Source organism: Halovibrio sp. HP20-59 (genome assembly GCF_033052795.2).
Taxonomy (GTDB): domain Bacteria; phylum Pseudomonadota; class Gammaproteobacteria; order Pseudomonadales; family Halomonadaceae; genus Vreelandella.
Window position 1 is genome coordinate 77092 of the sequence record NZ_JAWJUW020000010.1, and the last position, 11998, is coordinate 89089.

Annotated in this window: 13 protein-coding genes; 6 read left to right on the forward strand and 7 right to left on the reverse strand. The window is 53.4% G+C overall.

The features are described from left to right. Positions 1–12: 12 nt before the first annotated feature. The 3 genes from RZA33_RS12550 to RZA33_RS12560 all read right to left on the reverse strand — a co-directional run bounded on the left by RZA33_RS12550 (position 13) and on the right by RZA33_RS12560 (position 2470). Positions 13–1008 (reverse strand): GlxA family transcriptional regulator, encoded by a 996-nt coding sequence (locus tag RZA33_RS12550; protein WP_317508060.1) that lies wholly within the window; start codon positions 1006–1008, stop codon positions 13–15. After that, positions 1001–1567: an isochorismatase family protein gene (locus tag RZA33_RS12555; protein WP_317508061.1), complete on the reverse strand. Its 567-nt coding sequence runs from the start codon at positions 1565–1567 to the stop codon at positions 1001–1003. The genes RZA33_RS12550 and RZA33_RS12555 overlap by 8 nt, the downstream gene beginning before the upstream one ends. A 159-nt stretch (positions 1568–1726) precedes the next feature. After that, positions 1727–2470 carry a class I SAM-dependent methyltransferase gene (locus RZA33_RS12560; RefSeq protein ID WP_317508062.1) on the reverse strand — a complete coding sequence of 248 codons (744 nt, stop codon included), beginning with the start codon at positions 2468–2470 and terminating at the stop codon, positions 1727–1729. A 187-nt stretch (positions 2471–2657) separates the two neighbouring features. Here RZA33_RS12560 and RZA33_RS12565 point away from each other — a divergent pair, with 187 nt between their 5' ends. The 3 genes from RZA33_RS12565 to RZA33_RS12575 all read left to right on the forward strand — a co-directional run bounded on the left by RZA33_RS12565 (position 2658) and on the right by RZA33_RS12575 (position 5567). Beyond that, positions 2658–3065 carry a DUF4019 domain-containing protein gene (locus tag RZA33_RS12565; protein WP_317508063.1) on the forward strand — a complete coding sequence of 136 codons (408 nt, stop codon included), beginning with the start codon at positions 2658–2660 and terminating at the stop codon, positions 3063–3065. Between the two features lie 292 nt (positions 3066–3357). Further along, positions 3358–4719, forward strand: a complete 1362-nt coding sequence (locus tag RZA33_RS12570) for a nodulation protein NfeD (protein ID WP_317508064.1) — start codon at positions 3358–3360, stop codon at positions 4717–4719. Between the two features lie 56 nt (positions 4720–4775). Further along, positions 4776–5567, forward strand: a complete 792-nt coding sequence (locus RZA33_RS12575) for a slipin family protein (RefSeq protein WP_317508065.1) — start codon at positions 4776–4778, stop codon at positions 5565–5567. Positions 5568–5610: 43 nt separating this feature from the next. On the opposite strand, the gene RZA33_RS12580 is transcribed toward RZA33_RS12575, so the two are convergent. Continuing rightward, entirely contained in the window at positions 5611–6426 is an 816-nt protein-coding gene (locus RZA33_RS12580; RefSeq protein ID WP_317508066.1) for a DUF1206 domain-containing protein, read from the reverse strand. Positions 6427–6582: 156 nt separating this feature from the next. Between RZA33_RS12580 and RZA33_RS12585 the strand changes: the two genes are divergently transcribed. Next, on the forward strand, positions 6583–7416 hold the full coding sequence (locus tag RZA33_RS12585) for an AraC family transcriptional regulator (protein WP_317508067.1): 834 nt from the start codon (positions 6583–6585) through the stop codon (positions 7414–7416). Here RZA33_RS12585 and RZA33_RS12590 read toward each other — a convergent pair. Together RZA33_RS12590 and RZA33_RS12595 are read right to left on the reverse strand one after the other, a co-directional pair. Next, complete coding sequence (locus RZA33_RS12590) at positions 7402–8010, reverse strand: LysE family translocator (RefSeq protein WP_317508068.1); 609 nt, start codon at positions 8008–8010, stop codon at positions 7402–7404. The two genes, RZA33_RS12585 and RZA33_RS12590, sit on opposite strands and share 15 nt — an antisense overlap. A gap of 85 nt (positions 8011–8095) precedes the next feature. Further along, entirely contained in the window at positions 8096–9016 is a 921-nt protein-coding gene (locus RZA33_RS12595; protein WP_317508069.1) for a glutaminase, read from the reverse strand. Between the two features lie 198 nt (positions 9017–9214). Here RZA33_RS12595 and RZA33_RS12600 point away from each other — a divergent pair, with 198 nt between their 5' ends. Next, positions 9215–10072 (forward strand): methylated-DNA--[protein]-cysteine S-methyltransferase, encoded by an 858-nt coding sequence (locus RZA33_RS12600; RefSeq protein ID WP_317508070.1) that lies wholly within the window; start codon positions 9215–9217, stop codon positions 10070–10072. 91 nt (positions 10073–10163) lie between these two features. Continuing rightward, complete coding sequence (locus RZA33_RS12605; RefSeq protein ID WP_317508071.1) at positions 10164–11630, forward strand: cobyric acid synthase; 1467 nt, start codon at positions 10164–10166, stop codon at positions 11628–11630. Here RZA33_RS12605 and RZA33_RS12610 read toward each other — a convergent pair. Further along, positions 11590–11988 (reverse strand): RidA family protein, encoded by a 399-nt coding sequence (locus RZA33_RS12610; RefSeq protein WP_317508072.1) that lies wholly within the window; start codon positions 11986–11988, stop codon positions 11590–11592. The two genes, RZA33_RS12605 and RZA33_RS12610, sit on opposite strands and share 41 nt — an antisense overlap. Between the last annotated feature and the right edge of the window lie 10 nt (positions 11989–11998).

An 11998-nucleotide genomic window follows, 5' to 3' on the forward strand; every position in this document is an offset into this window, starting at 1 on the left:
ATAAACCACTAATCAAGATAGCTGTGAGCGACGCCATGCACTAGGCGGCGCTTTTTCGTGGCTAGCCCAGCTGCGCCTTAGCTGCCGCTCATCACCGAATCCGGACGCTTCGGCGATACGTGCTAGCGTCCATGTCGTCTCGGTCATTAACGCTTTGGCTCGCTGCAGGCGCAATCCCATAATGTAGTCGCCTACCAGCATGCCGGTGAGGCTTTTGAATTGGCGCCGAAAATGACGCTCGCTCATGGCTGCCTGAGCCGCCAATGTCGCGATACGCCAGGTTTGCGAAGGGGCGGCACATATTGCATCTTGAACGCGATGCAGCCGTTCATCCACATGATTGCGGCCCTCAAGCCAGGCGCCCAGTTGAGGCTCCTGACCACTGCGGCGAAGATACAGCACCATCTCTCGCGCTACCGCTAGCGTCAGCGAGTGGCCGCAAGCACGGGTTAGCCAGTACAGCATGGTATCAATGCCGGTCGAAATCCCCGCGCTGGTTAAATAGCGCCCGTCCTCGGTAAAGATACAATCACGTTGTACCTTTGCTTGTGGGGCTTTGGACTGCAACTGCTCGATAAGCGTGTGGTGGGTGGTACAGCGTCGCCCCGCTAAGAGGCCTGTATCCGCCAGTAACAACGTGCCGGAGCAAACGGTCATCAGCGTATCTGCATAGTGGGCATTCGCCTTGAGCCAAGCAACACACTCTTGCTGCGCTAATGGCTCAAGACTATTTTGGTACTGCCCCGGAATTAGCAGTAAATCTTGAGCAGGAAGCTGTTCAGGCAAGGGGTCAATGCCGCTAAGGGTTAACGGCCCTAGCCACTGCATGGCGGCTTTGGGGCCGATATAGCGCACCTGAACGTCTATTGAAAGCTCGTCTGCACACTGCAAGACCTGAAGTGGCCCAACCAAATCAAGCGGCACCTGGCCGGGCATCATCAATACCGCCACCCGCAGGGTTGTGGCTCTTGGGGATGGCGGTTGGCTATGCTGTTGCTCTTCACTCACGCGTGCTTTGCCATTCGTTGACCATGTCTTGAGTAGTGATAAGGCGCGCAAAGCGGCCTTCAAGTACCAGTTCGGTGCGCGCCTTAATATCATCCGCTGACCAAGTGGTGCCGTGGCGTGTCATGGGGAACGTTAGGGTAGCATCGCTGATAAAGTCGACGCTAAACCCTAAATCTGACGCTACGCGTGCGGTGGTTTCGCAGCATTGCTCGGTACGAATACCGCTAATCGCCAGCCGTTCAATGCCTCGCTCCCGTAACCAGCTTTCAAGCGAGGTATCGCTGAAGGCGTTATGAACCCGCTTATGAAAGGTCACCGCTACGTCATCGTTAAAGTCATCAAGCGGACGAATGAGGCCACCGTCAGGATCGAAAGCCCCTTGGCTGCCGGGCTCTTCATGCAGAATGCGCACGACCGGTATATCGTTAGTCTGGGCTGCATTTAGCACGGCACGCTGCTTGGGGCGCCACGCCTGAGCCAGTGATTCTACCCAGTAATCGCGGGCAGGGAAGGAGGCTTGAACATCAATTAATAACAATGCGGTTTTAGGCTGGGCCATGGCTAATCTCATTGCGTTGAAGTGAGGTTACAGATTAGCTGTTATGTATTCTGCCAACGATGCGTTAGACGGTCACAAAGCGGGCGATTTCGGCCATGCGTGGCCAATGTGTTCTAGTGGGCAGCACGTCAAAGGTTGATTTTCAGGAGCATGCAGTGTTTATTTCTTCACACAGACAAAAATCGCATTACCTGAGGCGTTATCCCAAGGAATGATTTTTTCGTAGTCGTGCTCAAACACGTGAACCTCAAAGTCAGGCGTTAGAAGCGCAATTAACTCCGCAAAGCTGACGGCTACCATGGGATGTTCGTCGTTCCATAGCTGTGTTCCTTCAGCATTGGCTTTTTCAATGCTGAGCCGAAGCGACTGCTTTTCGCCCTCCCCACTGTAGTGCCAGCCCGAGCGGAAGGTGAATAAATCGCTTTCTTGTTGGGCGCTATGTTTAACCGATAAACCATTATCGATTTTGTCTTTATCGACCGCGTTAAAACAGAAAATACCATTGGGTGCGAGTGCGCGATGAACGCTGGCTATACACGCTTTTAACTTTTCAATACCATCGCTGTAGTGGATTGAGTATAAAAAGCAGGTAATTAAGTCTTGAGGTTCGTTGGCCTTGAAGTCACTCATGTCTTGCAGCGTGAAGTACGCTTCTGGGCAACGCGTGGCGGCGATATCCAGCATGGGTTGATTGATATCCAGCCCGCTGCTGGCGTATCCAAAATCAATGAAATGGCGCACGTGTGGGCCGGTGCCACAGGCTAAATCTAGGTGTGTTGTACCGCCGTTACCGAAAATCTGATGCAGCCTGCGAATGGCGTGACTTTGCGCTTGGTAATCAATATCCACGCACATCAAATCGTAGTAGCCAGAAAGGTCGGTATAGAGGGCGTTGACGGACATAGTTATCTAATAGTGACGGCTGAAGTAGTGTGGGTGGCGCATAGTAAACGAGCGGGTAGGGTTTGAGAAGCGGGTACTTGTTACGCAAACACGTCTCACGGCCCTAAAGAAACGCTGGTAATTACCGATACATAACTAAGACCACCGAGATTTCTCTGGTCGTTGCTAAATGCCAAGAGAGCCCTCTATGCTTAAAAAGCTGACTTTTATCATCGCCACATTGCTTCTCATTCTGCCCAGCCAAGCTCAGGCAAACACGAGTGCGGCAGAGGCGGCGGCGTTGGCGTGGCTAGAAGCCATTGATAGCGGTGAGTTTGAGCAAGCCTGGGAGAATTCTTCTACGTTGCTGAAGGTGCCGCTGTCCCCTGATATGTTGTCCCGTACCATTAGCGCGGCCCGTCGCGATTTTGGTACGGTTCAATCACGTCGGCGAGTGAGCCTTATCCTTGAAACCTCTATGCCGGGAGCTCCAAGAGGCGACTATGCAATATTGACGTTTCAAACGCGTTTTGAAAACAGGCCGCAGATCACTGAAACGATTACGCCACACTTAGAAGGGGATACCTGGAAAGTCAGTGGCTACTACGTGAAATAGAAGCATTACGTGCAATAACATCATCGCCAATAAGGCGTTGCTACAAACGGTAGTCTTCAACCCAGTACCTCTAAGCAGCTCACAACTCATTGAGCTGTTTTGCTTTACTAACCTTCTGCTTACGTTCTCTTCATGACGAAGTGCCTAGTCGGTGCTACGTTAAAAAAGACGCCTTTTTAAATATTTGTGCAAAGATTATACAAATAGGTGCATCCTGTGGAATAAAGTTGCTTTTTTATGGCACGATTAGCCAACATTTCAAGCTGGTAATGCGCGCAGCGCGGGGGTGGAAATGCAGGCCCTTTCTTACAAATCGCACTGGCTGTGGTTACTTTTCGCAGGTTTGCTGCTGGCTGCAGGGTCGTTCACTTGGCAGGCCATGGCGCAAACCACGTCGTCCAGCGCATTGGTGCTTAATATAGATGGGGCTATTGGACCGGCGACTAAGGACTACCTTGAGCGCGGGCTGCGCAATGCTCAAGAGCAGGGTAGTGAGGTCATAATCGTTGAGCTTAATACGCCGGGTGGGCTGGTAGAAACCACCCGCGATATGATTCAAGAGATGCTCAACGCTGAGATTCCCGTGGTTATGTATGTTTCTCCTAGTGGTGCGCGAGGAGCCAGCGCAGGTACCTATCTGCTATATGGAAGCCACGTGGCGGCCATGATGCCCTCGACGCATTTGGGCTCTGCGACGCCGGTGCAAATGGGCGGTGGCGGGTTCGGCGGTGGCGCTGATGGGGAGGATGGAAACGGCGCAGAGGATTCAGAGGACGATAGCAGTGCCATGGAACGTAAGGTGTTGGAAGATGCGGTGAGCTTTATCCGCAGCCTGGCTGAGCGCCATGACCGTAATGCCGATTGGGCTGAAGAAGCCGTGCGCGAGGCGGTCAACCTCACGGCGAGTGAGGCGCTGGAGCAAAACGTTATCGACGTGGTGGCGCGCGATATCGATGATCTGTTGGCGCAGATCGACGGTACGAGCGTGGTGATGGAGCGAGGTGAATACACGCTGGCAACGGCTGATCTCACTATTGAGCGTTACGATCCCGATTGGCGTACTCAACTGCTATCGCTGATTACCAACCCCAACATTGCCTACTTCCTGATGATTATTGGCTTTTACGGGCTGATTTTTGAGCTTTCCAGCCCTGGCAGTTTATTCCCCGGCACTATCGGGGTGATTTGCCTGTTGCTGTCGCTTTTCGCTTTTCAAGTGCTGCCGATTAATTACGCTGGGCTGGCGCTTATCTTGGTAGGTATCGCGTTGATCGTAGGGGAAACCTTCATGCCCAGTTTCGGGGTGCTTGGGGTGGGGGGCATCGTTGCTTTTGTGCTTGGCTCGGTCATGCTGATGGATGCCGAGTATCTTGCCATTTCGCTACCGCTGATTGGCGGGGTGGCGTTGGTATCTAGCGGGTTTATGCTGTGGACGCTAATGCGCTTCACAACGCTGCGACGCAGTCAGGTCCATACCGGCGCGGAGCAGCTGATTGGCGCAAGCGCTATAGCACTGGAGGATTTTGATACCAACGGCTACGTACGCCTGCATGGCGAGCGCTGGAATGCGCTAAGCGATGCGCCGGTCAAGCAAGGTGATGAGGTGAAGGTCGTCCGCCTTGAAGGTTTAACGGTCTATGTATCGCCCGAGTAGCACGTGCCTACTGTACGTTTACATCTTAATTAACCAATCGCTAAACGAGGTGTCCTATGTTGCTTTCGTATCTGGTTCCCGTCGTGCTGGTGGTGATTTTGATCGCTGCCTCTATTCGTATTCTTCCGGAATACAAGCGAGGCGTGGTGTTCTTCCTGGGCCGTTACCAAACGGTGAAAGGGCCCGGGTTGGTCATCGTGATTCCTGCTATTCAAAAGATGCAGGTGGTCGATTTACGCGTTATCACCATGGATGTGCCTGAGCAGGATGTGATTTCCCAAGACAACGTGACGGTTAAGGTGAACGCAGTACTCTACTTCCGCGTTATTGACCCCGAAAAGGCGATTATTCAGGTCGAGGATTTCACTCAGGCGACTAGCCAGCTGGCGCAGACCACGCTGCGTTCTGTGCTAGGTAAGCATGATTTGGATGAGATGCTCTCCGAGCGCGATAAGCTTAACGACGATATCCAGGAGATCCTCGACTCTCAAACCGATTCCTGGGGCATCAAGGTGGCGAATGTCGAGATCAAGCATGTGGATTTGGATGAAAGCATGATCCGTGCGATCGCTCGCCAAGCGGAGGCTGAGCGTGAACGGCGCGCTAAGGTGATCCATGCCGAGGGCGAGCTTCAAGCTTCGAAAAAGCTAGTCGAAGCTGCCAATGTGATGCAGGAAAACTCAGCTGCGCTTCAGCTTCGTTACCTGCAAACCATGAGCGATATGAGCAATAAAAACGCGTCCACCATTGTTTTCCCATTACCGATGGACATCATGGAGGCCTTCAGAGACATGAAGGCGAAGCACATGGCGCCAACGCCGGATAAAAAGTCAGACGACGCTTCATAGAAAGGTCTACGAACAGAAAAGGCTCCGTTATAACTAAAGGCCTCTACATTTTGGGATTAATACGGCGATAGATCGCCGCTAGCAGACTGTAGAGGCCAAACGCGAAGAGCCCTAACGCGACAAATGCAAGCAACCACCGTCCGTAGGGTTGGTTGCGCAACGTGCTAAACACTTCGTCTATACCGCCTGCTTCATTAGGGTTGATTTGATAAGCGGCAATGATAAAGAAGCAACCCACAATCACAAAGACAAGACCACGAATCGCTAGACCAAAACGACAGATAGGGTAGGCCCATTGTTGAGTTTCTGGTGGCATAGCAAAGTGTTTGTCGAACTTTGCCTTGTAGCCTTTAAGCGCGTGGGCTATGCCTACGCCAATCATAATGAGGCCAATCCCGCCTACCAGCCAGCGCCCGAAAGGTTGCTGCATCAGCCAGCTGGCCACACCTTGTGAGCCGCCTGAGCCCTCTGAAGAGCCACCGAATTGGAAGATAAGCGTTGCGGCGAAGAAGGCGAGTAGCGTATGCGTCACGGCGCTCGCTAATAAGCCCGCACGAATCGCTAAACCCGTGACGCTGTTGCCGTGATGGTCAGCGTCTTTGAGCGCTTGGATCATCCGCCACATGGCATAGCCCACCAAGCCTATTGCCATTATCGCTAATAGAATTTTTCCGAAAGGGGCAGTAAGCACGCGTTCTAAAGCGCCCCGACTACCTTCTGTTTGACCGCCTTGCCCAAAAGCTGCCAGTGCGGCAAGGCCGCCCACTAATACATACACAATGCCGCGGGAGGCATAACCCATACGGGCGTAAAGCGTAATCGCATCACGGTGATCGGGGTTTTTCATACTGTTGGCCATGGTGTCCTCCTGACAAATTTGGCGTTGCGCTTCCCTATGCAACTTAGTCCTTATAGCGCTTGCTGGCGGCCCATACTGGCTGTGTGCTGTGCTATTGTCCATCCTAGGCCAATTGGCAGGAATAAACGCTATTTCCTTGAACAATACGAGCAGAGCATGAGCAGAGTTTCGTCACCTATCTTCTGGCGCGATGCGCGTATGCCCTATGTGGAGCTGCGTAAAATTAGCGACGCGCGGCAAGTTTGCTACGCGCCGCACAGCCACACTCATTGGTCGCTGGGGGCCGTTACCGCAGGTAATAGCACTTTTTGCTATCGCGGTGCGACGCATCAGATTAGCGCGGGTGACATCGTTATGATGAACCCCCACTGGGTGCATGCCTGCAATCCCATCGAGAATAAGCCCTGGGCGTACATTATGCTCTACGTCGATACCGAGTGGCTTAGTGAGTTGCGTTACCAATTGGGCCTGTTGAATACGCCGTATTGGCAAGATATCGTCACCGCCGTCATTACCCAGCCAGCGCTTTATGCCGGGTACTGCGATATGGCCGCTTGTTTGCTGAATGAACACCGCGACATTGGCGATAAGCAAACGGCACTAGTCGAATACTTGTCCACCATGCTGCAAGTGCTTGCTCAAGAATCCCCCGCAGCATTGCCACAAGCGCCCGGTGCACTAGAAGATGTCGCGGCCTATTTGCGTGGCAATTGTAGCGCTGATATATCACTAGAACGTCTATGTGAGCAGTCCGGCTATAGCGCTGGGCATCTGATTCGCGCCTTTAAACAGCACTTCGGACTAACACCCCATGCCTACCTGATTAATCAGCGCATTCAGATGGGGCAGAAAGCGTTAAAACAAGGGCAACCTATTGTTGAGGCGGCTTTGAACGCTGGCTTTAATGACCAGCCCCACTTTCAAAGAACGTTTAAGCGGTTGGTAGCAGCGACACCCAACCAGTACCGCTATCCGTTACTCAGCCAGTAAGACAAGAGCGCTAGCCGCCAGGCAGATAGCGAGTGCGCGGTTAATCGTCAGTAAGATAATAGGGCGATGAACATAGCGTTTCAGAAAAGCGCCTGCATATACCCAACTGGCTAGCGATAGCCAGCAAATAGGCAGATAGAGGCTGGCGAACAGCCATAGCTGATAGGGCTCACTCGCAGTAGTGTAGGCGCCAATGCCAGCGGCAGACGCCAGCCATGCCTTGGGGTTGAGCCACTGCATCATGACGCCTGCCATAAACCCTGGCGCTTTGACGCCGCCTAGCTCCTGCAAGCGCCCATCGTGCTGTAGCAGTTGATAGCTGAGGTAGAGTAAAAACAGGATGCCTGCCCAGCGTAAAAACGTTTCCAGCAGCGGCGCCACACTCAGCAGAGAGTAAAGGCCAGCGCCGATGGCTAAAAATAGCGCGATAAACCCCAGCGTGGCGCCGGCGACAAAAACAAGCCCTTTAACGATGGGATAGTGCGTACCGCTACTCAAACAAACGATGTTGACCGGCCCCGGCGAAATAGACGCGGCAAGCGCAAATGCGGCCATGGGTAAGGCTGTCGATGCTAGTAAAACGCTCATTGTCATCCTCCTCGGTAGTGACAGGAGTTTGCAATGACAACGGCTGGCGGTATTGCACAAAATTGAGGTCTTTGCTTAACGCGTTACCCTGCTAATGCCCAAAAACCGACCAGCCGGTGCGCTGCACAAACATTTCGAGCGCCTGGGTGCCTAGCAAACTGTTGCCGTAGGCATCCAGCCCCGGCGACCAAACGGCGATGGAGCCGTGGCCGGGGGCAATTGCCAGAATGCCGCCGCCCACGCCACTTTTGCCAGGCAGGCCGACGCGAAAAGCGAACTCCCCCGAGGCGTCGTAGTGCCCGCACATCATCATTAGTGAATTGATACGACGTGCCCGCTGGGGAGCTACCACGCGAATATCGCTGGGTTTGTTGATGCCATCCGAGGCCAAAAACAGCCCAGCATGGGCCAACTGCTCACAGCTCATGGCGATAGCGCACTGGTGGAAGTAGGTGCCCAGCACCTTATCGACATCATGGCGAAGATGACCAAAGGCCTTCATAAAATGCGCCAGTGAGGCGTTGCGGTCACGATGGGCCATCTCAGAGGCAGCCACGGCGGGGTCAAAGTAAATGCTGTCGTCATCGGCTATATAGCGCACAAAGCTAAGAATTTCGCCCAGTGTCTCTTTGGGCTGGTGGCCCATCATGATCGCATCGACCACTGCAATGGCCCCGGCATTGATAAACGGGTTACGCGGTTTGCCGCTTTCGTGCTCTAGTTGAACGATCGAGTTGAAGGGGTCGCCCGAGGGTTCACGGCCCACTTTTGACCACAGCGAATCACCCGCTTGCCCCAGTGCAATGGTCAGCGTAAAGACTTTCGAGATACTCTGAATCGAGAAGGGCGTAGTAGCACAACCCGCCGAGTAAACGTTGCCATCCACGGTGGCGAGCGAAATGGCAAACTGCTGTGGGTCAACATGGCCAAGCTCAGGAATATAGTCGGCGACTTTACCGAGTTCTTCGGCGTTTGCCATGGCGGCTGCAATGTCATTGATCAAGTCTTGCATGGGCGTATCGTGTACCGTCAATTGAGGCGGGGCATCACCCTAGCGAAACTTAGTGGAAATGTCTGTTAAACATAGCGTCTCTTTTAAACATAAACTGTCTGATCACGTGCCAGTGCGCAAGATTCGGGTCGGCAACTCGCTCGTTAAGGCTTAGGCTGAAAGGAACTAAGCAGCCTCGACGGCTAGAGAGATAACACAATGAATGACTATGAGCGTGTTGAAAAAGCCATGGCCTATATGGTGGCTCATGCGGCGGAACAGCCCAATCTGGAAACGGTGGCTGCTCATGTTCATTTGAGTGCCTTCCACTTCCAGCGGCTGTTTTGTCGCTATGCGGGGATTAGCCCCAAACGCTTTTTGCAGGCGCTCACCTTAGAGCGCGGCAAGCAGTTGATGCAGTCGTCCACTTCTCTGCTGGATATCGCCCATGCCCTTGGGCTTAGCGGTGGTTCGCGGCTTTATGACCATTTTGTTCAGTTAGAGGCGGTTACGCCCGGCGAGTATAAGCGCCAGGGTGAGGGCGTGGGGATCGCTTACGGCATTCACGAAACACCGTTAGGCCGCCTATTCGTCGCGGTAACGCCTCGGGGTATCTGTCGAATGGGGTTTGTCGATACGACTACTTCGGAGGCGTTACTGGCAAAGTTGGCCAAAGAGTGGCCGCGCAGCACCTTTCAACATAGCCCTGAGGCCACCCGCTACGCGGTGGAAAGGTTGTTTACTCAGCCCGAAGAGGGGGCCGCCGCTGTCTCACTTCACGTGACCGGCACCAACTTCCAAATAGCGGTTTGGCGAGCGCTGCTAACGATTCCCGGGGGGCAATTTGCCAGCTATTCCCATATTGCCCAGGCGTTGGGATCACCTAAATCGTCACGCGCAGTCGGCAATGCAGTGGGCGCTAATCCCATCGCGCTATGGATCCCCTGTCACCGGGTGATTCAACAAAGTGGCGCACTCGGTGGTTACCGTTGGGGATTAGAGAAAAAGCAGATGGTACAAGCCTGGGAGCTGGCAAAGGTGGAGGATGTAGCGCTTGAGCCTGCCATAAGCCCATAGTGTTGTTTGTTGATATCCCTTGATCCAGCCTTGCAGACCTTCATACCTCCGGCTACAGTCTCGCTCTTATTCACCTGGGCGAGACCTCTCCATGGCCACACTGATGATTCAAGGCACTACCTCGGATGCGGGTAAAAGCACTGTGGTGGCTGCTCTTTGCCGTGCGCTGGCAAGGCGAGGGATATCAGTCGCGCCGTTTAAACCCCAGAACATGGCGTTGAATAGCGCCGTGACTGAAGATGGCGGCGAGATTGGCCGCTCTACCGCGTTACAGGCACAGGCCTGCTATTTAGCACCGCATAGTGATATGAACCCTGTGCTGTTAAAGCCCGAAACGGATCGTGGCGCCCAGGTGATTTTACGCGGCAAAGTGCATGGCCACATGGACGCGCTGGGTTACCACGCCTTCAAACGCACTGCTCAAGAGAGCGTAATGGCGGCATGGCAGGCGTTGGAAAGCCGCTATGATGTAATAATTGCCGAAGGTGCGGGCAGCCCGGCTGAGATCAATCTTCGCGAAGGTGATATCGCCAATATGGGCTTTGCCGAGGCGGCAGACTGCCCCGTATTACTCGTCGGTGACATTGATCGCGGTGGGGTATTCGCTCAACTGGTGGGTACGCTGGCGCTATTAAGCGAGAGTGAACAGGCACGCACCAAGGGCTTTATTATCAATCGCTTTCGGGGTGATATAGCACTTTTAAAACCTGGGCTTGAGTGGTTAGAAGAACGCACTGGGAAACCCGTATTTGGCACGCTGCCTTATCTGCAGGGGCTGTTACTCGATGCTGAAGATAGCATTGGCTTAATCCACGCCGAAAAGGCTAGTCAGACGCTTAACGTGATCGTTCCCGCGCTACCACGTATTAGTAACCACACCGATTTTGACCCGCTAAGGTTACATCCCCAGGTTTCGTTGTCATTTATCCGGACCGACCAGCCGCTTCCTGCCGCCGATGTGATTATCCTGCCCGGTAGTAAAAGTACCGCGAGCGATCTGCAGTGGTTAAAGCGTCAGGGCTGGGATAACGCCATTCAACGTCATCTGCGCTATGGCGGCAAAGTGCTAGGTATTTGCGGTGGTTTTCAAATGCTGGGTGAATGGGTGGATGACCCTGACGGTCTGGAGGGAAAACCTGGAAAAGTAGCTGGGTTGGGTTTATTGCCTCTTACGACGCGCATGGTCGCTGGCAAGCAACTGCGCAACGTTAGTGGAGTCGTGGTGGCAGAAGGCGCTGCCGTTACAGGGTATGAGATTCATAACGGTGTGAGCGAAGGAACAGCACTGAGTACACCGCTATTTGAGATAGACGGTTGCCCAGAAGGCGCGATTAGTGGAGACGGCCAAATAATAGCTACCTACTTACATGGCTTATTTGACCATCCGGAAGCCTGCCAAGCGCTACTTACCCTGTTAGGGCTTAAAGAGGCGCAGCACGTTGACTATCAAGCTCACAGAGAGCGTGAGCTTGACCGCTTAGCCGACATGCTGGAAGCCCAAATTGATGTCAACGCCGTTACTGCGCTTCTGGGAGTTGGCGTTTCGCCATCACGGTGATTTCAACGCTGCTACCGCCGCAAATATGCGCGGACTCGGTGCAGGTACGCGCAGGATAACGCCCTGGTTCAAAGTATTCTGCATAAACGCTATCCATATCTTGAATAGCATGTAGATCCGTCAGATGGATATCTACCCGCACTATGTCCGCTAGACTGCCGCCTTCCATTTCGAGCATGCGGGATAGTGCACGCATCACAAGCCGAGTCTCTTCTTTAACGTCACCCTGTGCGGAGTGACCGTTGGAAAGGTCATCAACAGTTAGCCCAGAAATAAACACATAATGGTCATCTACCACCATGTGACTACCGGGGAAACTGGGTGTAGGTAGAGTGGGGTCGTTCGTAAATGTCGCCATTAAAGTTCCT

Excerpts from the sequence above, each read along its gene's own strand:
- RZA33_RS12600 (WP_317508070.1), top strand. The coding sequence starts at position 9,215 with ATGAATGACTATGAGCGTGTTGAAAAAGCCATGGCCTATATGGTGGCT.
- RZA33_RS12575 (WP_317508065.1), top strand. The coding sequence starts at position 4,776 with ATGTTGCTTTCGTATCTGGTTCCCGTCGTGCTGGTGGTGATTTTGATC.
- RZA33_RS12565 (WP_317508063.1), top strand. The coding sequence starts at position 2,658 with ATGCTTAAAAAGCTGACTTTTATCATCGCCACATTGCTTCTCATTCTG.
- RZA33_RS12610 (WP_317508072.1), bottom strand. The coding sequence starts at position 11,988 with ATGGCGACATTTACGAACGACCCCACTCTACCTACACCCAGTTTCCCC.
- RZA33_RS12580 (WP_317508066.1), bottom strand. The coding sequence starts at position 6,426 with ATGGCCAACAGTATGAAAAACCCCGATCACCGTGATGCGATTACGCTT.
- RZA33_RS12590 (WP_317508068.1), bottom strand. The coding sequence starts at position 8,010 with ATGACAATGAGCGTTTTACTAGCATCGACAGCCTTACCCATGGCCGCA.
- RZA33_RS12570 (WP_317508064.1), top strand. The coding sequence starts at position 3,358 with ATGCAGGCCCTTTCTTACAAATCGCACTGGCTGTGGTTACTTTTCGCA.
- RZA33_RS12605 (WP_317508071.1), top strand. The coding sequence starts at position 10,164 with ATGGCCACACTGATGATTCAAGGCACTACCTCGGATGCGGGTAAAAGC.
- RZA33_RS12555 (WP_317508061.1), bottom strand. The coding sequence starts at position 1,567 with ATGGCCCAGCCTAAAACCGCATTGTTATTAATTGATGTTCAAGCCTCC.
- RZA33_RS12585 (WP_317508067.1), top strand. The coding sequence starts at position 6,583 with ATGAGCAGAGTTTCGTCACCTATCTTCTGGCGCGATGCGCGTATGCCC.
- RZA33_RS12595 (WP_317508069.1), bottom strand. The coding sequence starts at position 9,016 with ATGCAAGACTTGATCAATGACATTGCAGCCGCCATGGCAAACGCCGAA.
- RZA33_RS12560 (WP_317508062.1), bottom strand. The coding sequence starts at position 2,470 with ATGTCCGTCAACGCCCTCTATACCGACCTTTCTGGCTACTACGATTTG.